The sequence below is a fragment of the Streptomyces sp. NPDC059695 genome, assembly GCF_042733785.1.
GTDB lineage: Bacteria > Actinomycetota > Actinomycetes > Streptomycetales > Streptomycetaceae > Streptomyces.
Genome location: NZ_JBHWFF010000001.1, coordinates 243,209 through 264,074, shown reverse-complemented (window position 1 = coordinate 264,074; position 20,866 = coordinate 243,209). Strand labels below are relative to the sequence as shown.

At 74.6% G+C, this 20,866-nt stretch carries 22 protein-coding genes; 16 read left to right on the top strand and 6 right to left on the bottom strand.

Annotation, left to right across the window (positions count from 1 at the left end):
• Window positions 1-199 precede the first annotated feature (199 nt).
• The 9 genes from ACFV2S_RS01205 (at window position 200) to ACFV2S_RS01165 (ending at window position 7,719) form a co-directional block, all read left to right on the top strand.
• Complete coding sequence (locus tag ACFV2S_RS01205; RefSeq protein WP_383797413.1) at window positions 200-610, top strand: cobalamin B12-binding domain-containing protein; 411 nt, start codon at window positions 200-202, stop codon at window positions 608-610.
• On the top strand, window positions 607-1,917 hold the full coding sequence (locus tag ACFV2S_RS01200) for a methylaspartate mutase (protein ID WP_385553008.1): 1,311 nt from the start codon (window positions 607-609) through the stop codon (window positions 1,915-1,917). The genes ACFV2S_RS01205 and ACFV2S_RS01200 overlap by 4 nt, the downstream gene beginning before the upstream one ends.
• Window positions 1,918-1,985: 68 nt before the next feature.
• Complete coding sequence (locus ACFV2S_RS01195; RefSeq protein ID WP_383797411.1) at window positions 1,986-2,990, top strand: asparagine synthetase A; 1,005 nt, start codon at window positions 1,986-1,988, stop codon at window positions 2,988-2,990.
• Window positions 2,987-4,288: a glutamate synthase-related protein gene (locus tag ACFV2S_RS01190; RefSeq protein WP_385553005.1), complete on the top strand. Its 1,302-nt coding sequence runs from the start codon at window positions 2,987-2,989 to the stop codon at window positions 4,286-4,288. The genes ACFV2S_RS01195 and ACFV2S_RS01190 overlap by 4 nt, the downstream gene beginning before the upstream one ends.
• On the top strand, window positions 4,285-4,638 hold the full coding sequence (locus ACFV2S_RS01185; protein WP_385553002.1) for a hypothetical protein: 354 nt from the start codon (window positions 4,285-4,287) through the stop codon (window positions 4,636-4,638). The genes ACFV2S_RS01190 and ACFV2S_RS01185 overlap by 4 nt, the downstream gene beginning before the upstream one ends.
• Window positions 4,639-4,704: 66 nt before the next feature.
• A complete protein-coding gene (locus ACFV2S_RS01180; protein WP_385552999.1) occupies window positions 4,705-5,997 on the top strand; it encodes an MFS transporter in 1,293 nt (430 codons plus the stop codon).
• A 7-nt stretch (window positions 5,998-6,004) separates the two neighbouring features.
• On the top strand, window positions 6,005-6,745 hold the full coding sequence (locus ACFV2S_RS01175) for a 4'-phosphopantetheinyl transferase family protein (RefSeq protein WP_383793283.1): 741 nt from the start codon (window positions 6,005-6,007) through the stop codon (window positions 6,743-6,745).
• Window positions 6,746-6,856: 111 nt separating this feature from the next.
• Window positions 6,857-7,171, top strand: a complete 315-nt coding sequence (locus ACFV2S_RS01170; RefSeq protein ID WP_385552996.1) for a hypothetical protein — start codon at window positions 6,857-6,859, stop codon at window positions 7,169-7,171.
• Window positions 7,084-7,719 carry a serine hydrolase gene (locus ACFV2S_RS01165; RefSeq protein WP_385553568.1) on the top strand — a complete coding sequence of 212 codons (636 nt, stop codon included), beginning with the start codon at window positions 7,084-7,086 and terminating at the stop codon, window positions 7,717-7,719. Before ACFV2S_RS01170 ends, ACFV2S_RS01165 begins: the two co-directional genes overlap by 88 nt.
• On the opposite strand, the gene ACFV2S_RS01160 is transcribed toward ACFV2S_RS01165, so the two are convergent.
• On the bottom strand, window positions 7,688-8,716 hold the full coding sequence (locus ACFV2S_RS01160) for a hemolysin family protein (RefSeq protein WP_385552993.1): 1,029 nt from the start codon (window positions 8,714-8,716) through the stop codon (window positions 7,688-7,690). The two genes, ACFV2S_RS01165 and ACFV2S_RS01160, sit on opposite strands and share 32 nt — an antisense overlap.
• Window positions 8,713-10,029 (bottom strand): hemolysin family protein, encoded by a 1,317-nt coding sequence (locus ACFV2S_RS01155; protein WP_385552990.1) that lies wholly within the window; start codon window positions 10,027-10,029, stop codon window positions 8,713-8,715. Before ACFV2S_RS01155 ends, ACFV2S_RS01160 begins: the two co-directional genes overlap by 4 nt.
• Before the next feature lie 260 nt (window positions 10,030-10,289).
• Between ACFV2S_RS01155 and ACFV2S_RS01150 the strand changes: the two genes are divergently transcribed.
• The 5 genes from ACFV2S_RS01150 (at window position 10,290) to ACFV2S_RS01130 (ending at window position 14,232) form a co-directional block, all read left to right on the top strand.
• Entirely contained in the window at window positions 10,290-11,315 is a 1,026-nt protein-coding gene (locus ACFV2S_RS01150) for a sporulation protein (protein WP_385552987.1), read from the top strand.
• A 112-nt stretch (window positions 11,316-11,427) separates the two neighbouring features.
• Window positions 11,428-12,003, top strand: a complete 576-nt coding sequence (locus ACFV2S_RS01145; RefSeq protein WP_385552984.1) for a TerD family protein — start codon at window positions 11,428-11,430, stop codon at window positions 12,001-12,003.
• A 37-nt stretch (window positions 12,004-12,040) separates the two neighbouring features.
• Window positions 12,041-12,277: a Sec-independent protein translocase subunit TatA gene (tatA, locus tag ACFV2S_RS01140; RefSeq protein ID WP_385552981.1), complete on the top strand. Its 237-nt coding sequence runs from the start codon at window positions 12,041-12,043 to the stop codon at window positions 12,275-12,277.
• A 167-nt stretch (window positions 12,278-12,444) separates the two neighbouring features.
• The gene (locus tag ACFV2S_RS01135) at window positions 12,445-13,287 is read left to right on the top strand and encodes a hypothetical protein (protein WP_385552978.1); all 843 of its coding nucleotides are present in this window, start codon (window positions 12,445-12,447) and stop codon (window positions 13,285-13,287) included.
• A 153-nt stretch (window positions 13,288-13,440) separates the two neighbouring features.
• Window positions 13,441-14,232, top strand: a complete 792-nt coding sequence (locus ACFV2S_RS01130) for a hypothetical protein (protein ID WP_385552975.1) — start codon at window positions 13,441-13,443, stop codon at window positions 14,230-14,232.
• A gap of 33 nt (window positions 14,233-14,265) precedes the next feature.
• Here the strand turns inward: ACFV2S_RS01130 and ACFV2S_RS01125 are convergent, their stop codons facing one another.
• Both ACFV2S_RS01125 and ACFV2S_RS01120 read right to left on the bottom strand, forming a co-directional pair.
• Window positions 14,266-15,408 carry an NAD(P)-dependent alcohol dehydrogenase gene (locus ACFV2S_RS01125; protein WP_385552972.1) on the bottom strand — a complete coding sequence of 381 codons (1,143 nt, stop codon included), beginning with the start codon at window positions 15,406-15,408 and terminating at the stop codon, window positions 14,266-14,268.
• On the bottom strand, window positions 15,405-15,800 hold the full coding sequence (locus ACFV2S_RS01120; protein WP_385552969.1) for a nuclear transport factor 2 family protein: 396 nt from the start codon (window positions 15,798-15,800) through the stop codon (window positions 15,405-15,407). The genes ACFV2S_RS01125 and ACFV2S_RS01120 overlap by 4 nt, the downstream gene beginning before the upstream one ends.
• Window positions 15,801-15,891: 91 nt before the next feature.
• Here ACFV2S_RS01120 and ACFV2S_RS01115 point away from each other — a divergent pair, with 91 nt between their 5' ends.
• Window positions 15,892-16,506, top strand: coding sequence for a TetR/AcrR family transcriptional regulator (locus tag ACFV2S_RS01115; RefSeq protein WP_385552966.1), 615 nt, complete (start codon window positions 15,892-15,894; stop codon window positions 16,504-16,506).
• 104 nt (window positions 16,507-16,610) lie between these two features.
• Here the strand turns inward: ACFV2S_RS01115 and ACFV2S_RS01110 are convergent, their stop codons facing one another.
• Window positions 16,611-17,564, bottom strand: coding sequence for a terpene synthase family protein (locus tag ACFV2S_RS01110; RefSeq protein WP_385552963.1), 954 nt, complete (start codon window positions 17,562-17,564; stop codon window positions 16,611-16,613).
• A gap of 398 nt (window positions 17,565-17,962) precedes the next feature.
• On the opposite strand from ACFV2S_RS01110, the gene ACFV2S_RS01105 reads away from it, so the two are divergent.
• Window positions 17,963-19,915: an ATP-binding protein gene (locus ACFV2S_RS01105; protein WP_385552960.1), complete on the top strand. Its 1,953-nt coding sequence runs from the start codon at window positions 17,963-17,965 to the stop codon at window positions 19,913-19,915.
• A 90-nt stretch (window positions 19,916-20,005) separates the two neighbouring features.
• Here the strand turns inward: ACFV2S_RS01105 and ACFV2S_RS01100 are convergent, their stop codons facing one another.
• Complete coding sequence (locus tag ACFV2S_RS01100; protein ID WP_385552957.1) at window positions 20,006-20,767, bottom strand: MerR family transcriptional regulator; 762 nt, start codon at window positions 20,765-20,767, stop codon at window positions 20,006-20,008.
• Window positions 20,768-20,866 lie beyond the last annotated feature (99 nt).

The window sequence follows — 20,866 nt, the reverse complement described above, 5'->3', positions numbered from 1 at the left end:
GGCGGCCGCCGGTCTGGCGCCCCGCGCCCCCCCCCGCGCCGCGGCGGGGGGCCGGCGCCGCCGCCGCGCGCGCCCCCCCCCCCGCTTTGCGCGTTCCTCGCCGGCCGCCCCCGGCCGGGGAATTCGGAAAGGAAAGTGCCGGTCCTTGCTGCCGGTCGTACTTCCGCTTCCGGAATCCCCAGAAACATATTCTCGACCCATGAAGATACTCCTGAGCGGAACCGCATCGGATTCCCACACATGGAATCTCGTGTACCTCCGTCTCTTCCTCGAGGAACAGGGCCACGAGGTCGTCGGGCTCGGCCCCTGCGTCCCCGCCGAGCTGCTGCTCGACGGCTGCCTGCGGCACGCGCCCGACGTGGTGGTGCTCAGCAGTGTCAACGGCCACGGCTACCGCGACGGCCTCGCCGCCGTCCGCCGGCTGCGCGCGGAACCCGCCCTGGCCGCTCTCCCCGTGGTGCTCGGGGGCAAGCTCGGCGTCGCGGGACACCGTCAGGAAGCGGACGTGGCACGGCTGACCGAGGCCGGCTGCGACGCCGTGCTCGGCGAGGACCTGGACGCCCTGTGCGCCTTCCTCGCCGCACGCGCCCGCAGGGAGGTGCCGGCTTGACCGCCCCGGCCCCCGACTTCGGCGCCTTCGTCGCGGCGTCCACGGCCGCAGGCCGCCTCGTCGTCCAGCCCCGCATGGGCTTCGGCGACCCCGGCCGCATGCGGTCCGGGCTCGCCCGGACCCGGGGTGCCACCGCCCACACCGCGGGCACCCTGACCGTCGACAGCTACACCCGCGTCGGCGACCTGGCCGCCGCCCGCGCCGCCGTGGCCGAGGGAAGCCGCCTCAACGGCTACCCGATCGCCGCGCACTCCCCGGACACCACCCGCGCCGTCCTCGACGGCCTGTTCGACGCCGACTTCCCCGTACAGGTCCGGCACGGCTCCGCCCGCCCCCTGGCCATCGTCCGGGCGCTCACCGCGGCCGGCCTCGACGCCACCGAGGGCGGGCCCGTCTCCTACTGCCTGCCCTACGGGCGCACCCCCCTGCGGGAGTCCGTCACCGCCTGGGCCGCCGCCTGCGAACTCCTCGCCGCCGGAGCGCGCCCCGGCGCCGTGCCCCACCTGGAGAGCTTCGGAGGCTGCCTCCTCGGCCAGCTGTGCCCGCCCTCCCTGCTCGTGGCCACGAGCGTCCTGGAATGCCTCTTCTTCGCCCAGTACGGGCTGCGCAGCGTCTCGCTCAGCTACGCCCAGCAGACCGACCCGGCCCAGGACGAGGAGGCGCTGCACGCCCTGCACCGGCTCGCCGCCGAGTTCCTCCCGGACGGCGTCGACCACCACGTCGTCCTCTACACCTACATGGGCGTCTACCCGCGCACCGAACAGGGCGCCACCCGCCTCCTGGAGGCCTCCGCCCGGCTCGCCGTGCGCTCCGGCGCCGGCCGCCTCATCGTCAAGACCACCGCGGAGGCCCACCGCATCCCGACCGTCGAGGAGAACGTCCGCGCCCTGGAGACGGCCGCCGCGGCCGCCGCCCTCGCCGGACCCCCGGCACCCGACGGCGCGGCGGGCGACAGCGAGGTGTACGAGGAGGCCCGCACGCTCGTCGAGACCGTCCTCGGCCTCCACCCCGACCTGGCCCGCGCCCTGCCGGCCGCCTTCGAACGCGGCCTCCTGGACGTGCCCTTCTGCCTCCACCCCGACAACGCCGGCCGTTCCCTGGGGTTCGTCGACCCCGGGGGCCGCCTCCGCTGGGCCCGCACCGGAGCGATGCCGATCCGGCCCGACACGGCGGCCGACGCCACCCCCCTCACCTCGGCGGGACTGCTCGCCGCCCTCCACCACGTCGCCGGACGCTACGACAGCCCCCGGCACCGCGACAGCGACGACGACCACGGACGGCCCCGGGCCGCCCCGCTGACCGTCTGAACCGCCCGGCACCCGCCCCGTCACCACGGCCCCGACCCGTCCGTCCCACCCCGAACAGGAGCCCCGCCATGGACACCTCCCACCCCACCGGCGCCCCGGCCACACCGCCCCCGCTCGGCGAACACCTCCGCTCGCCCCGGCTGCGCGCCGCCATGCTCGTCCAGCAGGAGGCCCTGTACGCCGCCCGCGCGTTCCTGCGCGGCGAGGGCTTCACCGAGCTGCTGCCCCCGCTCGTCGGTCCCGTCACCGACCCCGGCGGCCGCGGCGCCAAGGCACTCGACGTCGACTACTACGGCCACCCGTACAAGCTGATGACCAGCGCCATCCTCTACAAGCAGGCGTCCCTGCGCGGCTTCCCCCGCCTCTTCTACATCGCCCCCAACGTGCGCGTCGAGCCCGAGGAGACCGCCACCACCGGCCGTCACCTCGTCGAGTTCCACCAGATCGACGTGGAGATCGCCGACGGCACCCGCGAGGACGCGCAGGAGATCGCCGCCGGACTGCTCACCCACGTCACCGAGCACGTGTGGACCGCCGTCCCCGAGATCCTCGGCGAACTCGGTCGCGTGGAGGCTGACTTCGCCGACATCCGCGCGGGCAAGTACGACGTCCGCACCCACGACGACGCCGTCGCCGCCCTCCTCGCCGCCGGCCACCCGCAGAACCCCGACGGCGAGATCGACTGGGAGGGCGAACGGCTGCTCTCCCTGCAGAGCGACCGCCCGTTCTTCGTCGACGACTACCCCAAGGGCTCCCGCGGCTTCTACGACCGGGAGGACCCCGAACGCCCCGGCGTCCTGCGCAACTTCGACCTGATAGCCCCGCACGGATACGGCGAGCTCGTCTCCGGCAGCGAGCGCGAGGCCGACTACGCCACGATCGTCACCCGCATGCGGGAGAGCGGCGAGAACCCCGCCAAGTACGCCTGGTACCTCAAGGAGGCCCGCGAGGGCATGCCGGCCAGCGCCGGATTCGGGATGGGCCTCCAGCGCCTGGTCCGCTTCCTCACCGGCCTCGACGCCCTGTGGCAGGTCAGCGCCTACCCGAAGCTCCCCGGGGTGGTGGCCCCGTGACCGCCCTCTCCGCCCCCGGCTTCCCGGAGCGCGCGATCCGCGCCCGCGCCCGCAACGGCACCGCCGAGGTCTTCCCCGACCCCGCCACGTACGGCAGGCAGCTGTACGGACCGGGCGCCGGGGCCGTCGCCGCCGACGACCTCGACCGGGCCCGCATCGTCCCGCCCGTCTTCATGCCGCAGCGCCTGGAGAAGCTCATCGACCTCGCCAGGGAACCGGAGTTCACCGACGTCGACCTCGGCACCCGCGTCGGCGGCTTCACCTCCCGGCTGCCCCTCTACCTGTCCGCCTTCGGCTCCACACGGGCCGGCAGCGGCGACCTCGCCGTCCACGCGAGCCGGCAGGCCGCCCGACTCGGCATCCCCATGGTCATCGGGGAGAACATGATCCCCGTGCACGGCTACCGCCGCGCCGGCGACGCCACCCGCTCCGCGCTCCTCACCCGCGTCGAGGCCTACCTCGACGCCGCACCCGACGGAGCGGGCGGCGTCGTCGTCCAGCAGTCCACCGAGGACGCCGACTCCGAGGTCTGGAACCTCCTCTACAGCGATCCCGCCTTCCGGCCGCTCCTGGAGAGCGGACGGCTCGCCTTCGAGCTGAAGACCGGCCAGGGCGCCAAACCCGGCCTCGGCGGCATGACCGTCGTCGACCGCGCCGAGGCCGAGCTGCTCGCCCGCCGCTTCACCGTCCGCGAGGTCCTCGACCCGGACGGCGAGCGCCAGGTGCGGTGCGCCACCCCCGGGACCTTCACCGACGAGATCCTCCGCCAGCAGCTGCGGTTCATGCGGAACAACTTCCCCAAGGCCCGCACCTGGGTGAAGTTCCACCCGGGCCGCGACATCGCCCACGCCGCTCGCACCGCCTGGTCCGCCGGCGCGGACGCGGTCACCGTCGACGGGGCGGAGGGCGGTACCGGCTGGGCCCCCTCGGTCTTCCTCGACCACGTCGGCCTGCCCCTCGCCGCGTGCCTGCGCCGCATCGGCCGTCCCGACGGCTGCCTCCTCGCCACCGGAGGCATGTGGGAGGGTGGCCGCGCCGTGCGCGCCCTGGCCCTGGGCGCCACCGCCGTCGGCCTCGGCCGGGCGGCCCTGGTGGCCGTCGACGAGGACCCCGAACACGGCCTGGAGCGCCTCGCCGACAGCATCGCCCTGGAACTCCGGCTGCTCGTCAGCGCCTTGGGCAAGTACGCCGTCGCCGCCCTGGACCCGGAGGACCTCTGGTGGCCCGAAGACCACCCCGCCGCCACCGCGGCCGTCCCCTCCCGGGGCGCCGCCGACCCGGCGGGAGCGACACCGTGACCGCGCACCGGCGGCGCGCCGGGGACCACAGCGTCCACGCCTGCTTCTCCGTACGCGAGACCCCCGGCATCACCGTGGCCGTCTCCCACGACGGCACCGGCCTCGCCACCACGGTCCGGCGCACGGCACAGCGCGCCCTCGCCGAGGCCGGCCGGGGCTACCTCGGCGGCCGCGTCGAACTCCGCACGCCCCGGATCCCCGCCCACGACGACTCCCGGCCCGGCGCCTCCGGCACGCGCCGGCTCCGCGCCGTGCGCCGTGCCGCCGACCGTGCCGTCGCCCTGGCGGTCGCCGCCACCCTGCGGGGCGACGCCGCCGGCGTCCGGATCCACATCCGCCCGCCCCTCTGAGCGCGACCGGACACCCCGCTCCCGCCCCCTTCCGGCCCCCGTCCCTCGACCACAGAAAGCCGACCCATGGGAACGACCCCCACGACCAGCGCACCGGCAGGCAAAGGCCCGGCCGTCGACTGGCGCCGCGTCAGCAGTCTCGTCATCGGCCAGGCCGCCGTCCAAGCGGGCAGCTTCGCCCTGCTCATCGCCATGAGCTGGACGGCCGTCCAGCTCGGCGGCCGAGAAGCCGTCACGTACGTCACCCTCGCCGCCACCCTGCCCCGGGCCCTGCTCCTCCTCTTCGGCGGAGCGCTCGCCGACGTGCTCGGCCCCCGCGCCGTCCTGCTCCGCGCGACCGGCGTGCGCGTCCTGGTGCTCGCCGCCGGCATCGCCGTCACCGCCACCACCGAGACCCTCTGGCCGCTGATCGCCGTCGCCCTCGTCGACGGCGTCCTGCTCGGCCTCACCGGCCCCGCGTCCGGCGTCCTGCTGCCCCGCCTCGCCCCCCAGGACCAGCTCGGCCGCGCCAACTCCCTCTACTCCATGGTGCTGCGGCTCGCCCCCATCGCCGGATCGCCCCTCGGCGCCTGGCTGGTCGTCGTCGGCGGCCTGCCCGTGGCCATGACGGCCGCGGCCGTCGGCTGCGCGGTCTGGCTGGCCTGCGCCGACCACGTCACCCGGGGCATGACCCGACCCGAGCGCGCCCCGCAGGGCCCCTCCCTGCTCCGCCGCTCCGGCGACGGGTTCCGGCTCCTCGCCGCGCACCCCCGGCTGCGCTGGATGTTCGTCGCCTGCTTCTGCATGGACCTCGCGTTCCTGTGGCCGGCCGAGGTCGCCCTGCCGCTGCGGGCCGCCGACGAGGGCTGGGGCGTCGGCGCCGTCGCCATGGTCCTCGCCGTCTTCGGCGCCGGAGCGCTGGCGTCCGCCGCCCTGGGCGCGGCGCTCGCCCACCGCATCCCCGCGCACACCAAGCTCGTGATCACCGGCGTCGGCCTCGCGGCCGGCATGGCCGCCATGGCGCTCGTCCCCTCGCCCGTCGTCCTGGCCGCCACGGCCGGAGCCGTCGGCCTGCTCTCCGGCCTCAACGGACCCGCCCTCGTCACCGCCTACCAACAGGCCGTCCCCGAGGGCCGGATGGGCGCCGCGATGTCCACGTTCACCCTCTCCGGCATCGGTGCGGCACCGCTGTCCCTCGCGGTCTTCAGCCCCGTCTCGCTCTACCTCGGCGTCACCGGGACCTGGCTGCTCTGCGCGGGCCTCGCCCTTCTCTCGCCGGTCGCCGCGGCCGTCGCCCTGCGCGCCGGGGCGACCACCTCCGCGCCGCGGGCCGAGGCCCGCACCCGTACCGCACCGGAGCCCACCGCCACTTCCGTGTGAGGCAGACATGATTCCGCTGGTTGCCCCGCCGCCGGAGGCCCCTCCGGCCGGCCCGCTGATCCCGACGTCACTCCCGCCCCTGACCACGGCCCTGCCGCGGCTGCCCGGACTGATCCCGGTGCGACCGCAGCTGTGGCTGGTCGCCACCGAGGCCCACGAGGACACCGTCACCCGGTACGCGCCGCTCGTCCTGGACACCACCGAACTGGCCCGCGCCGAGGAGTTCCGCCGCTCCGGCGACCGCGCCACCTACCTGTGCGCGCACGTCGGGCTGCGGCGCCTGCTCGGCGCCCACCTGGACCTCGCGCCCCGCGCCGTGACGGTGGCCAGGGCGCCGTGCCCCTGCTGCGGAGAGCCGCACGGCCGCCCCGTCCTGCCCGACGACAGCCTGCACTTCTCCCTCTCCCACTGCGAGGGACTGAGCCTGATCGCCGTCGCGTCCACCCCCGTGGGCGTGGACATCGAACGGGTGCCGGCGCCGCACACCGTCGCGGAGGCCTCGGAGGTCCTCCACCCCGCCGAGGCGGCGGAACTCGCCGCCCTCACCCCCGCGCTGCGCCCGGCCGCGTTCGCCCGGGTGTGGACGAGGAAGGAGGCCTACCTGAAGGGACTCGGGATCGGGCTGGGCGCCGATCCCTCCGCCGAGTACGTGGGCGCGGGTCCGCGCCCCGCCGCACCCACCGGGTGGCTGCTCGCCGACGTCGCCGTCCCGGACGGCCACCACGCCGCCGTGGCACTGAGACGGTGATCCCCCGGTGTCCCGTGGGGCGCGGGCGTGAGGGGCGGACCGGGGTGAGTCCGGGGGCCGGTCCGGGGGAACCCCGATGCCCCGGACCGGCCCTGCCGACACAGTGGAGTCATGAAGTCGACGCGCATGTCACGAAGGGCCTTCGTGGGCACCACCCTGGCGGCGACCGGCGCCCTGGCCGCCGCCGCGGTACGGCCGGCGACCGCCGCCGCCGTTCCGCGCGCGCCGTCACCACCCCTCCCAGCGCTGGACCCGGCCGCCCTCGGGGCGGTCATCGACGACCGGGAACACCCGCCGTCGACCGCCGCCCGGCTGAGCGTGGGCGGCACGGACGGTGACTGGTACGGGGCCTCGGGCGTGGCCGACACCAGGACGGGACGCCCTGTGACTCCGCACGACAGGGTCCGCTGCTCGTCGACCGGCTGACCGGCCGCCCGTACGAGGAGGCCGTCACGGCCCGCGTACTGCGGCCCCTGGAGCTCGCGCACACGGTGATGCCCGGCGACGACCCGCGCATACGCGGGCGCCACGCCCACGGCTACCTGACGACGGCCGACGGCCGCCTGCGGGACATCACGGTGTACGACCAGTCGTCGAGCCGGGGCGAGGGCGACATGATCTCCACCCCGGGCGATCTCGACCGGATGCTGAGCGCGCTGTTCTCCGGCGTGCTGCTGCCGGCGGACCTGCTGGAGCTGATGTTCACCCTGCCGCCCGCGGAGGTGCTCATGCTGGACGGATCCCCGGCCCGCTACAGCACCGGGCTGCAGCGGGCCGTGGTCAACGGCGTCACCCTCTGGGGCAAGACCGGCGAGACTTACGGCTACAGGAACGCCGCGTTCTCCACGCGCGACCGGAGGCGCCGCTTCACGCTCGCCCACCACCCGACCGGCGTCCGTGACGGCGCGGAGGGCCAGTTGGCCGCCCGGGTCGCCGATCTGCTCACGCGGGCCCGGCCGGCTGCGGCCCCATGAGCCGTACGAGCAGGTCGTCCAGGCTGACCAGGCCGGTGAGCTCGCCCCGGTCGTCCCGTACGACGGCGAGGGAGGCACGGCGCCGGCGCAGCTGCTCGACGGCCTCGGACACCGTGGTGGCGGCGACCAGCTCGGGGACGGGGCGGGCGAGGTCCCGGGCGGTGAGGGCCCGGCCCCGGGTGCGGGCGACCAGGGCGTCACGGGCGTGGACCGAGCCGAGGACGCGGTCTCCGTCGCGGACCAGCAGGCGGGAGCGGTCCGCGGCGGACGCGCGCGCGAGGAGCGCGTCCAGATCGGCGTCGGCGGGGACGGTGACGATGTCCGCGGCCGGGGTCTGCAGCAGTGCCACGGGGGTCTGGGGCTCGGTCAGGGACCGGGTGATCAGCTGCGAGTCGGTCGTGTTGATCAGGCCGAGCCGCTCGGACTCCGCCACGAGGTGGGTCAGCTGCTCACGGTTGTGGACGGCCGCCAGCTCGTCGCGCGGCTGGACGCGGCACAGCCGTACGAGCCCGTTGCTCACCTTGTTGAGCACCCACAGCAGGGGCCGCACGGCCTTGACCACGGCTCGGAACGGCGGGGTGAGGAGCATGGCCGAGCGCTCGGGGTGGGCGATGGCCCAGGACTTGGGGGCCATCTCGCCCACGATCATGTGGAGGAAGACCACGATGATCATGGCGACCGCGAAGGAGACGCCGTAGCTGAGTCCCGTCGGAAGGCCGAGCTTCACCAGGAGCGGGTCCAGCTCGTGGGAGATCGCGGGCTTGGAGAGGGAGCCGAGTCCGAGGGTGCAGATGGTGATGCCCAGCTGGGCGCCCGCGAGCATCAGGGACAGTTCGCGCATCCCGGCGAGTGCGGCCCTGGCGCCGCGCTGCCCTTCGGCCACGGCCTTCTCGATGCGGTGCCGCTTCGCGGCGACGAGCGCGAACTCGGAGGCGACGAAGAACCCGCTGCCGATCAGCAGCAGGACGGTGACGAAGATCGCCATGGGGAAGCTCATGCCTGGACCTCCTCGGCGGCGGACCCGGCACGCTCGATGCGGACGCGCTCGGGGACGTGACGGTCGAGGCTGAGGACCTCGATGCGGACGCCGTCGACGGTGAGGCGGTCACCGATGGTCGGGAACCGGCCGAGGCGGTCGATGATCAGGCCCGCCACGGTGTCGTAGTCCTCCTCCTCGGGCAGCGCGATGCCGGTGGCGTCCTCGATCTCGTCGAGGCGCCGGCCCGCGTCCACGCGCCATCCGGCGCCGTCGGGGGCGGCGAGGGCGACGACCGTGTCGGTCTCGTCGGCGATGTCGCCGACGAGTTCCTCGGCGATGTCCTCGTAGGTGACGATCCCCGCGACGCCGCCGTGCTCGTCCAGGACGACGGCGAACTCGTCGTCACGCTCCCGCATCTGTGCCACCGCGCGCGGAAGCGGCAGGGTGTCGGGCAGCAGCAGCGGCCGCCGGGCGGCCTCGCCCGCGGTGGTCGTGTCGAAGGCGGTCGCGGGCAGGCGCATCAGCTCGCTCACACCGAGGACACCTGCGACGTCGTCGGGGTGGTCGCCGAGGACCGGGTAGTTGGAGTGGCCGTGCCGTGCGATCAGCTCCACCGCCTCGGTGAGCGTGGCGTCCTTGCGTACGAAGACGGCGTCGGCGCGCGGCACCATGACCTCGTCCATGGTCCGTTCCGAGAACTCCAGCGCGTGGTCGAGCAGCTCGGCGGTGTCGGGCGGCAGCTCGCCCTGCTCGTGGGACTCGCCGATGAGGTGGCTGAGCTCCTCCAGCGTGGCGCCGTGGTGCAGTTCCTCGACCGGCTCGATCCCGACCTTGCGCAGCAGCCTGTTCGCGGCCCCGTCGAAGACGTGGACGACCGGTCCGACGACCTTCAGGTACACGAGGGTGGAGGAGGCCAGCGACTTGGCGAGCCGCTCGGGCACGGCGAGCGCCAGGTTCTTCGGCGCCAGCTCGCCCAGGACCATCTGGAGGACGGTGGCGACGACGAAGGCGAGGATCACGGAGATCGCGGAGACGGCGCCCTCCGAGAGGCCCGTCCCCTCCAGGGCGGGTCTGAGGAGTGCCGAGACGGACGGCTCTGCCAGGAAACCGACGACCAGGCCGGTGACGGTGATGCCGAGCTGGGCGCCGGAGAGCATGAACGAGAGCCGTTCGAGGACCGTCAGCGCGCGGGCCGCCCGCTTGTCCCCGGCCTCGGCCTCGCGGGCGAGGGCGAGCCGGTCGGCCGCGACATAGGCGAACTCCTGGGCGACGAAGTAACCGGTGCCCGCGGTCAGCACGAGGACGGCGAGCAGGCCGAGAGCGGCTTTCATCGGCTGCCGCACCCCATCGCGTGGGGGCGGGTCGATCTGGCGGGCAAGGGGGCGCTCCTTCGGGTGACGGTGACGGGAACGGGCCGCGTCCCGTCTTCTACATCACTGTAAAGGATGGGTGATCAGGCGTCGCGAGACGAAATGCGCCCGTCGGGGCCCGTCTGTGCCCGGTCGAAAATCTTCTACACTTCTGTAGATGTTCAGGCGGCGCACCGGCGAACTGCCGTGCCGCACAGGCGATGTGAAGGAGTGAACGTCCCATGGTGTTCAAGCGTCTGCTCGGCTCGCTCGGCGTAGGGGGCCCGTCGGTGGACACCGTGCTCGACCCCGGAGCGGTGGCGCCCGGCGGCGCCCTGACCGGGCGGGTCCACCTGAAGGGCGGGGAGGCCGACTTCACCGTCGAGCACCTCACCCTGGAGCTCGTGGCCCGGGTCGAGGCGGAGCACGAGGACGGCGAGTCCGAGGGCTCGGTGGCCTTCGGCCGGTACGAGGTGGCTTCGGGTTTCCGCCTCGTGGCGGGCGAGGAGCGCAGCGTCCCCTTCTCCTTCCCGCTGCCCTGGGAGACGCCGATCACCGAGCTGTACGGGCAGGGCCTCGGCGTCGTCCTCGGCGTACGGACCGAGCTCGGCGTCGCCGGTGCGCGGGACAGGGGTGACGTCGACGCGCTCGCGGTCCGCCCGCTCCCCGTCCAGGAGGCGATCCTCGAAGCCTTCGGGCAGCTGGGCTTCGGCTTCCGGTCCGCGGACCTGGAGCTCGGTCACATCGGCGGGACGGGGCAGCGTCTGCCCTTCTACCAGGAGATCGAGCTGGCGCCGGCGCCCGCGTACGCGGGCCGGGTCGAGGAGATCGAGGTGACGTTCCTCGCCGGTCCGGACGGGATGGAGGTCGTCCTGGAGGCGGACAAGCGCGGGGGCTTCCTCTCCGAGGGCCACGACGAGCTCTCCCGGCAGGTGGTCGGCCACCACGGCGTCGGCCAGGTGGACTGGAACGCCGAAGTCGGCTCCTGGGTGCGGGAACTCGTGGAGCGGCGTGCCGCGTACGGCTCCCACTCCTCGTACGACTCCCACTCCTCGTACGGACATGCTGACGGGCACGGGTACGGCCACGGTCACGGGGCGGGTCACGGATCGGGTCACGGTTCCGGTGGCCCCGGGATGGGTACGGCCATCGCGGCGGGCGCGGCCGGGCTCGCCGTGGGCGTCGTCGGCGGCATGGTCGCGGCCGAAGTCGTGGACGAGGTGGGCGACTTCTTCGAGGGGGACGAGGAGGCGGAGGACGAGGACTGAGCCGGCGGCCGGTCGCGGGCCCGGACGCCCTCCGGGCCCGCCCTTCCGGCGCCTTCTACATCACTGTAGATTTGGTGCGTTCCCACACGAAGGCCGGAAGGATGACGAGAACATGGGTGTGAGCCTCGCCAAGGGCGGAAACGTCTCGCTGAGCAAGGAGGCGCCGGGCCTGACCGCGGTCCTCGTCGGCCTCGGCTGGGACGTCCGCACGACCACCGGCGCGGACTACGACCTCGACGCGAGTGCCCTGCTGCTGGACGGCACGGGCAAGGTCGTCTCCGACCGGCACTTCGTCTTCTACAACAACCTCACCAGCCCGGACGGCTCGGTCGAGCACACCGGCGACAACCTCACCGGCGAGGGTGACGGCGACGACGAGAGCATCAAGGTCGACCTGGCCGCCGTACCGGCCGGCATCACGAAGATCGTCTTCCCGGTCTCGATCCACGACGCCGACAACCGGGGCCAGAGCTTCGGCCAGGTCCGCAACGCCTTCATCCGCGTGGTCAACCAGGCCGGCGGCGCCGAGCTCGCCCGGTACGACCTCTCCGAGGACGCCGCCGCGGAGACCGCGATGATCTTCGGCGAGCTCTACCGGCACGGCGCGGAGTGGAAGTTCCGGGCGGTCGGCCAGGGGTACGCCTCGGGCCTCGCGGGCATCGCGGCCGACTTCGGCGTCAACGTCTGAGGCTCCGAGCGAGACTCCCTCCAGAGAACGGAACACCGTGTTCGGAATCAGCGAGATAGCGATCATCCTGATCGTCGTCATCCTGCTCCTCGGGGCCAAGAAGCTGCCCGACCTGGCCCGCAGCGCGGGCAAGGCGGCCCGCATCCTCAAGAGCGAGGGCAAGGCGATGAAGGCCGACGGCGCGCCGGAGCCGCAGGCCACCTACCAGGTCACCGACAGCGCCGCGCCCCGCGGTCCGGTGCAGGACGGGCGGCAGGGGACCGAACGCCCCTGACGGACGCCCCTGACGGAGCACCTGACAGACGTTCCTGACGAACCCCTGACGGAAGCCTCCGGGGCGCCCGGCCGTGTTCCGCCCGACCAGGTGACCGGAGCCCGGCATCCGGCCGAGCCCCCGTCCCTGCGGGCGCGCCGGACCGGGCGACCGGGGACAGTGGCGGTGTGGACGTCGAGCGGATCACCGAGGAGCTGTACGGGCTGAGGCCGGCCGACTTCGTCGCGGCCCGGGACGCGTACGTCGCCGAGGCCCGCAGGGCGAAGGACCCGGCGGCGGCGAAGGCGATCGCCGCGCTGCGCAGGCCGGCCACGGCCGCGTGGGCCGCGAACCGGCTCGCCCGGGAACGGCCCCGGGAGGCCCGGCGGTTCCTGGCCCTGGGGGAGACCCTGCGGGAGGCGCACCGGACGCTCGACGCCGAGCGCCTGCGGGCGGCGAGCCGCGAACAGCACCGGGTCGTCGCCGCCCTCGCGCGCACGGCCGCCGAGCTGGCCGGGGAGGCGGGGCAGCCGGTGAGCGACACCGTGGTGCGGGAGATCGAGCAGACGCTTCACGGCGTCCTCGCCCATCAGGACGTCGCCGAGCAGTGGGCGATGGGGCGGCTCGTGAAGGTGCCCGGGGCCGCCGTCGGCTTCCCGGCCGTCGCGCCGGAGACCACGCCGCCCCGTCCCGCACCGGCCGGACGGAAGCCGGACCGGCACCCGGACCTCGCGCGGGCGCTGGCGGCCGTGGAAGAGGCCGACGCCGAGGTCGCCCGGTGTGAGCGGGAGTTCGAGACGGCGGATCGGGCGCGGCAGGCGGCGGCGACGCAGGCGGAGGAGGCGGCCGAGAGGGTCGCCCGCCTGGAGACCGACCTCGCGGAGGCACGGCACGGCCGCCTCGACGCGGAGGCCACCGCGTCGCGGGCCGCCACCGCGCTGACGACCGCGGAACGCGCCCTGACCCGGTCGCGCCGTGCCGCGGACCGGGCGGCCCGGACGGCGGAAGGCCTGCAGGACCGCGCCCCGTAGCCTCCCGCCGATCCCGAATCCCGCCGCCTCACCCACGCGGAACGCCCCCAGGGGTGGGCGCGTGTTCCATCGCCGACACGGGCGAGTGATCATTCACCGTGATCGCCTCTGTGGGGCGAGCGGGGCCTCGGGGCGCACCTAGACTCCCCGCACATGTCGCTCTGGCTCCTCAATCACTTCAGCACCTTCACCCTCGCCGTGGTCTCGGTCGGCGGGACCGTCGTCCTCGCGGTGGCCGGCAGCGTGCTGCTGCGCCGCAGGTATCCCTCGCTGGCCCGGGGGGAGCACAACGACATGGTCGGGGTGACCCTGGGGATGTTCGGCGCGATCTACGGGATCATCCTGGCGTTCGTCATCGTCACCCTCTGGACCCAGCTCGACAGCACGCAGACGATCGTCGCCAGCGAGGCCACCGACGCCGCGCTCATCGCCCGCGACGCCGCCGCCTTCCCGCCCGCGGTCCGCGCCGACCTCGACACGGCCCTCAGCGGCTACGTCCACGCGGTCGTCGAGGACCAGTGGCCCCTCATGCGCGCCGGGCAGCCGAGCTACGGGGCCACGGAGGCGCACCTCAGGTCCGCCTTCGAGGTCCTCCAGGCGTACGACCCGAAGTCCCCGCGCGAAGAGGTCTTCTACCGGGAGGCCGTCACCCACCTCAACGACGTCGCCGCCCAGCGCCGCGCCCGTCTGAACATGGCGGAGCAGGAACTGCCGCCGCTGCTCCAGGCCCTGGCCTTCGGCGGGGCGCTCGTCCTCGTCCCGCTCACCTTCCTCTACGGCATGCGCAAGCTCCGGATCCAGCTGCTCTTCGTCGCCTCGGTCGCCGCCCTCATCGGCTTCAGCCTGCTGCTGGTCTTCGTCCTCGACCGCCCCTTCGCCGGTGAACTGAGCGTGAGCCCGGCCCCGTACCAGGAGGGAGCCCTCGCCCAGTACTGGGAGCGGTGAGCACCGAGCGGTGTGGGGCGACGCGCGACGGGCTCAGGCGTGGTCGATGACCACCTTGCCGAACGGCGCGCCCTCGGCGTAGTGACGGTAGGCGTCGACGGCCCTGTCGAAGGGGAAGACCCGGTCGATGACGGGCCGGAGTCCCCGCGCCTCGATGAAGGCGTTCATCGCGGTGAACTGGGCGCGGCTGCCGACCGCCACGCTGCGGAGGGTGGCACCGGAGGCGAACAGGGCCTGCGGGTCGAGCGGCGTGGCGGTCCTGCCCGTGAAGCCGACGCACGCGACGGTGCCGGCCAGGGCGACGGCGCGGACGGACGCGTCGAGGAGCCCGGCGACGTCGACGATCCGGTCGGCGCCCCGGCCGTCCGTGAGCGCGCGGACCTCGGCGGCCCAGTCGGGTCGGGCCGTGTAGTCGACGACGTCGTCCGCGCCGAGCGCCCGCAGGCGGGCGGCCTTGGCGGAGCTGCTGGTCGTGGCGATCACGCGGGCGCCGAGCGCCTTGGCGAACTGGAGCGCGAAGAGGGAGACGCCGCCGGAGCCCTGCACGACGACGGTGTCAGCGGCGCGGACGCCGGACCCGTCGCCGGTCAGCGCGTTCCACGCGGTGACCGCCACACAGGGGAGGGTCGCGGCCTCGGCGTACGTCAGGTGCGCGGGCACGGTCACGACCGAGTCCGCGTCCACGAGGGCGAACTCGGTGAGCATGCCGTCCAGCGAACCACCCCGCTGGGCGAGGTGTTCGAGAGCGAACGGGCCGTCCTGCCAGGACGGGAACAGCGTGGCGGCGACCCGCTCCCCGACGCGTGCCGGGTCGACGCCGGGGCCGACCGCGACCACCTCTCCGGCGCCGTCCGAGACGGGCACGACGTCCGGCGCCACCGGCAGGACGTAGGTCCCGTCGAGCACCATGAGCTCGCGGAAGCTGAGGGAGGTGGCGCGCACCGCGACCAGGGCCTGTCCCGGGCCGGGGGAGGGGACGTCGTGCTCGCGGACGGTGAGACCGGACAGTCCGGCGCCGCTGTGCGACAGGTGGTAGCTCCGCATCGGTGATGCCCTTCGTACGAGGTGGATGAAGGCCGCCGGGGCGGGGGACGCCCCGGCGGCCTCGCTGAACGTTCCGGCCGCGAGGGCGTGCGTCTGCGCGGCGGTGTCGTGCCTTCCCGCTCCGGCCGTCACGCGTCGTCGGACTCGGAGGCCAGCGGGACCTCGCCCGCCGTCTTGCTGAAGCCGAGCGCCTCGACGATCCGGCCCTCCGCCACGCGCATCACGTTGACGCCCTGCACCCACTGGTCGGGGCCCTCCCCGAAGCGGTACGTCCACACGATCGTGGCCCGGTCGCCCGCCACGATCACCTCCTGCGGGGTGAACTGCGCGTCGGTGTCGCCGACGAGGGCCGTCCACCACTCCGTACAGGCCTCGCGTCCGGAGACCCGCTCCCCGCGCGGTGCGGGCTGGACGCTCTCCATCACGCAGTCCTCGGCGATCAGATCGGCCAGGAGGCCGGCCTCGCGCTCGGTGAAGGCACGGTTGAAACGGTCGATGACTTCGGCGGTGGTGCGCACGGACATGACGCCTCCTCGGAAGAGATAGACCGTTCGGTCTACCGGGGATATAGATAGACCGGTTGATCTACCGTGTCAAGTGCCGCAGAATGGCGGCATGACCACTTCCGCGAAGCCCGGCCCCCGCGAGCGACTCCTGCTCACCGCCCAGGAGTTGACCTACGCCCAGGGCGTCGGCGTCGGCGTGGACGCCCTGCTGAAGGGGGCCGGCGTCGCCCGCCGTTCGCTGTACGAGCACTTCGGGGGCAAGGACGGCCTCATCGCCGAGGTACTGCGCCGCAGCACCGCCGAGGACCTCGCGGCCTACCGCGCCACCATGGACGCCGCCGGGACCGACCCCCGGGCCCGGCTGCTCGCGGTCGTAGAACGGCTCGGCGGCGTCGCCGCCGAACCCGGCTTCCACGGCTGCCGCTACCTCGCCGCCGACCTCGCGCTCACGGACCCGGAGCACCCCGGACACGAGGTCACCCGGGCGTACCGGCGCTCCGTCCACGGCCTGTTCGCGGACGAGTTCACCGCGCTCGGCCACACGCGGCCCCGGTTCGCCGCCGACCAGCTCCTCCTCCTCGCCGACGGCCTCCTCGCCGTCGGCGCGACCCGCCCGGAGAGCGAGCCCGCGGCCGCGGCCCGTGACCTCGCCGAACACATCATCGACTCCGGACTCGTGCGGGAGGGCGCCGCGCCGCGCGCGTCCGGGCCGGCGGCGCCATGAGGGGTCCCCCGGCGTCCCGTCCTCCGCGGAGCGCCCTCATCGCCGCGAGCTCCCTCGACCGGGGTGGGGCGACGGGCTGTTCGGCACCGCCGGCCCGACGCGGCTCAGCGCTCGTAGCGGCCCGTGTCGATCTCCCAGCGGTGGTAGCCGGAGATCCAGGCGGCGAGACCGTCGACGTAACGGTGGGCCGCCTCGCGGGCGGCCGGACCGAGCCCGAGGACGTCGCAGATCCCGGGGACCTCGGACGAGAGCTCCACGAAGCGGTCGACCATGGCCTGGGCCTCGCGCATCACCTGGACGGCCGCCTGCTCCGGGCTGCCTCCGCGTTCCGCGCGGACGATCATCACCATGTTGGCGACGTCTCCGCGGGCGAGCTCCTGGGCGTAGGAGTGCACGTCGTTGGTGAACGACGGTATGTCGGCGGCCAGTTGCCGCAGCCGCCGGAAGACCGGGAAGTGCAGCACCTCCTGCGGCAGCTCGAAGTGGTTGAGCCGCTCGACCATGTCGAAGAGGGTCTCCATGGCCGCCGTGCCCCGGCGGAGCGCCAGATAGCTCTCCCGGTCGGGGAGGCGGCCCGAGAGCCGGCCTGCGGCCTCGGCGGGGTGGCAGGCGAAGTACCACTCCCAGTTGTACGCGGACCGGGCCCGCCACCGCGCGGACATGCCCCGGGTGCTGCGCTCCCAGAGGTCCGCGAAGGCGCGCTCGACGGGGGTGCGGACGTCGGGGGCGGGCCCCTCGCCGTGCAGAAGGCCCGTCAGGCGGGTGCACATCTCGGCCACTTGCGCGGGGGCGCGGCCGAGACCGGAGTCGAACCGGTCGTCGAAGAGGAAGTAGAAGCCGAGCAGGTCCGCGGCGAGGGCGAGGTCGTCCACGGTGGTGTCCGGGCTGGTGAACGCGGCGAGTCGGGGCACGTCCCACTTGTCGTACGCCGGCAGGGCGATGGTGGCGGCGAGGCCGTCGTTCCGGAGCAGCCAGGCCCGGTGGGGTTGCGCGGCGAATGCCCGGTTCGGATTGCTGCGAGGCGGAAACGGCAGGTCGAGCGTGGTGGCGTTGGACACTACTGGCCCCCCAGGTTCTGATCCCGGGCGACCCCAAGACGCCCCCGGCGCGATCGAACAGTACTTGAATTGATCATCAACTACCAGAAGTGACAAGCAGATCGGTGTCCCGTCGCATTCCAGCCAACGGAATCGTTACGTCCGCATAGGTCTTTGGCATAGGCGGGCGGTGGAGAGGGGTGAGCCGGAGGGCGGGGGCCTCCTGTCGGTCACGCGTTCTGCCGTTCGTCGCGGCGGGTGGTTCGTCCGCGGTCCGCGCCACCCGTGGGCGGGGGAACGCGTTGGTATTGCCGTGACGCCCGGTGCAGTGACGGTTCTGCAACCGGGACCTGCGGGTTCTGTGCCGGCTCCCGATCGCGGTGGGCCGGCGGCGGGAACGACGATCGGGATGGTGCGCGATGCCGGAGATGTGGACGCGGGGCGTGGGGCACGACGCCCGGTTCGTGGGCGGCTTCCGGGACGACCGGCCCCTGGTCGGACGCGACGCGGAGCTCGCCGGGCTCCGGCGAGCCGTGTCGGGGCACCGGCTGGTCACCGTCACCGGCGCGGCCGGGACGGGGAAGAGCCGCCTGGCCCTCGCCGCGGTCACCTCGCCCCTGGACAGCAGCTGGCGGACCGTCGTCCGGGTGCGGTGGCACGACGGGATCCCGGTGGGACGCCGCGCGTTGACGGCACGGGTCGAGCGGGCCCTGACCGGGGCCGGCGTCCCGGACGCCGCCCTCCCGCCCCGTACCGCGCCCGCCGGTGACGTGCTGCTCCTGCTGGACGACGTCGACCCCGTCCACACGGAGTGCATCGGCCTCGTCCAGACGCTTCTGACGGCCCGGCAGGGCGTGCGGATCCTGGTGACCTCGCGGCGGCCGCTGGGCCTCGGGGACGAGGACGTGATCAGACTGGCTCCCCTGCCCGTGGAGGCGGCGCCGGGCCGGGCCGGCCCGTCCCCCGCGGCCGAGCTCCTCGTCTCCCGCGCCCGGGAACGCGGGTGGCGCGAGGACCCGGACACCGCCGCCGTGGCCCGGGTGTGCCGCCTCCTCGAAGGAGTTCCCCTGGCCCTCGAACTCGCCGCGGGCCGACTGGGGGAGTGGACGACGGACCAGCTCGCCGACCACCTCGCGGGCGGCCAGTGCAGGCTGGCCGACCCCGCCCCGCTCCTGCTGCGGCACCGCACGCTCCGCGCCGCCATCGGGGCCGTCCACGCCCTGTGCGACCCGGCACAGCGCAGGGTCTGGCGCAGGCTCAGCGTCTTCACGGGCCCCTTCACCGAGGCGGCCGCGGTGGTCGTGTGCTCCGCCCCCGACGTCGCGCCGCACGAGGTTCCCCCGGCCCTCGCGACGCTCGGCGCGACGGGCGTGCTCCAGGTCCTCGGGGACGCCGGCGGGGTCCGCCCCCTGCGCTACCGGATGGCCCGGGCCGCCCGCGACTACGGCACGGAGCGGCTCGCGGCGGCGGGCGAACGGCCCGCGACGCGGGACCGGCACGCCCTCCACCTCCGGGGCGTGGCGGGCGTCGCCGAGACCCTGTGGCACACCGGCCTCCAGCGCCAGGCGCTCCAGACCGTCCGGGACATGCACGAGGACCTGGCGGCGCTCGTGCAGCGCGCCGAGGACGGCACCGGCCACGCCGAGACGGCGCTGGAGGCGGTGCTCCACCTCTGGTTCTGGTGGGCGGTCCACGACCACGCCCGTGAAGGCGCCGACCACCTGCGGCTCCTGCTCTCCCGGGTCGCCGCCGACAGCCCGCTCGTCGCACGGGGCCGATGGCTCGCGGCCTGGCTCGGCGCGGCCCGGGACCCGCGCACGGCGCACCGCCTGCTCTCCCTCGCCTGGCCGGCGGCCGTGCTCGCCGGCGACGACGCCCTCCTCGGCCGCATCGCCCATGTGCACGGAACCCTCGCGTGGCAGCGCCGGGACCCCGAATCGGCCGCCGCGCACTACCGGCAGGCGGCGGACACCACGCCGAGCGGCGCCCCCGGAGGGCCTTCGCCCGCCGTGAGCCTGGCCGCCCTGGCCGTGGTCCAGGCCCACCGCGTCCCCGAGGCCGCGGCCCGCACCGCCGACCGGGCACTCGCCCAGCCGAGCTGCGCGAACGACGCCTGGGCCGCGGCGCTGGCCCAGTACGCCCGCGCCTTCGCCGACCACCGCGCCGGACGCACCGGCCGGGCCCGGTACCGGGCCCGGCGCGCCCTCGCGGACCTGGACGCCCGGGTCGAGGCCCCGGAGGCCCGCCGGGCCCTGCGTCTCCTCCTCGCCGCGTGCGCCCCGGCCGCGCCGGCGGCACCGCACCTCGCGGTCCCCGCACCGCGCGACGGAGCGCGGACCCCCTCGGAGGCGGCGCGCCTGGCCCAGCGGTGACCCCACGGGTGGCGGGCGCCGGCGAGCCCCGGAGGGAAGGGCCGCCGCCGACGGGACGACCCCTCGGCGGCGGACCCGCCCGGCTCCCGTTCAGCCGGCCGTCGCAGCGGCGTACGCCTCGATGGCGTCCCGCTGGTACGCGGCGAGGCCCGGGGCGATCGACTCGTACGCCGCGCGCCACTGCTCGTTGTCCACGCACGAGCGGCCGAAGGCGCGGTACTCCTCGACGGAGACGGTGCGCAGCTCCGCGAGGGCCCGGTACTGGACGTCCGTCTCGGCCTGGACGGGTGCGGCGTCGGCGGGCAGACCGTCGGCCATCAGTTCGGCCAACCGGACCATGCGCGCCGTGCGCTCGCGCTGCCCGGCCCCGACGTCCTCCGGGGTCATCGTGCCCACCCTGCGCGCGACCGCCTCGACGTGATCGGGGAAGTCGCGCAGGCTCTCCTCGTAGGCGGCGGGCAGGACGCCTTCGAACAGGTTCTCCGGTCGGTTGATCGCGTTCATGGATGTGCCGTCCTTCCCGGACTGTTCCAGTACGCTGATCGTGCGGGACACGGTACGGGCCAGGGCGTCGAGCCGGTCCCGTTCGGCGAGGACCCGCCGGTGGTGGCCGCGCAGGGCCTCCACCTCGTCGACCTGCTCGGACAGGATGCGCCCGATCTCGGGCAGCGCCACGTCCAGCGCCCGCAGTACGAGGATCTGCTGCAGGCGCAGGAGCTGCTGCTCCCCGTAGTGGCGGTGGCCACTGGCGCCGATCCGGGCCGGCGGCAGCAGACCGATCTCGTCGTAGTGCCGCAGGGTCCGGGCGGTCACGCCCGACATCCGGGCGACCTCCGCGATCGGCCACTCCATCGCCGCCTCCCCACGAGGGCGTTCCGGGCCGGTCTCTCCGGCCCTGTCCAGGACGGTAGAAGCTGCCGCAACGGCAACTTCAACCCCTGACTCGGTGCG

Bases quoted from the DNA above. Each gene is read 5' to 3' on its own strand.
- ACFV2S_RS01205 (WP_383797413.1), top strand. From the start codon at position 200: ATGAAGATACTCCTGAGCGGAACCGCATCGGATTCCCACACATGGAAT.
- ACFV2S_RS01195 (WP_383797411.1), top strand. From the start codon at position 1,986: ATGGACACCTCCCACCCCACCGGCGCCCCGGCCACACCGCCCCCGCTC.
- ACFV2S_RS01180 (WP_385552999.1), top strand. From the start codon at position 4,705: ATGGGAACGACCCCCACGACCAGCGCACCGGCAGGCAAAGGCCCGGCC.
- ACFV2S_RS01175 (WP_383793283.1), top strand. From the start codon at position 6,005: ATGATTCCGCTGGTTGCCCCGCCGCCGGAGGCCCCTCCGGCCGGCCCG.
- ACFV2S_RS01170 (WP_385552996.1), top strand. From the start codon at position 6,857: ATGAAGTCGACGCGCATGTCACGAAGGGCCTTCGTGGGCACCACCCTG.
- ACFV2S_RS01160 (WP_385552993.1), bottom strand. From the start codon at position 8,716: ATGAGCTTCCCCATGGCGATCTTCGTCACCGTCCTGCTGCTGATCGGC.
- ACFV2S_RS01155 (WP_385552990.1), bottom strand. From the start codon at position 10,029: ATGAAAGCCGCTCTCGGCCTGCTCGCCGTCCTCGTGCTGACCGCGGGC.
- ACFV2S_RS01150 (WP_385552987.1), top strand. From the start codon at position 10,290: ATGGTGTTCAAGCGTCTGCTCGGCTCGCTCGGCGTAGGGGGCCCGTCG.
- ACFV2S_RS01145 (WP_385552984.1), top strand. From the start codon at position 11,428: ATGGGTGTGAGCCTCGCCAAGGGCGGAAACGTCTCGCTGAGCAAGGAG.
- ACFV2S_RS01130 (WP_385552975.1), top strand. From the start codon at position 13,441: ATGTCGCTCTGGCTCCTCAATCACTTCAGCACCTTCACCCTCGCCGTG.
- ACFV2S_RS01120 (WP_385552969.1), bottom strand. From the start codon at position 15,800: ATGTCCGTGCGCACCACCGCCGAAGTCATCGACCGTTTCAACCGTGCC.
- ACFV2S_RS01115 (WP_385552966.1), top strand. From the start codon at position 15,892: ATGACCACTTCCGCGAAGCCCGGCCCCCGCGAGCGACTCCTGCTCACC.
- ACFV2S_RS01105 (WP_385552960.1), top strand. From the start codon at position 17,963: ATGCCGGAGATGTGGACGCGGGGCGTGGGGCACGACGCCCGGTTCGTG.
- ACFV2S_RS01100 (WP_385552957.1), bottom strand. From the start codon at position 20,767: ATGGAGTGGCCGATCGCGGAGGTCGCCCGGATGTCGGGCGTGACCGCC.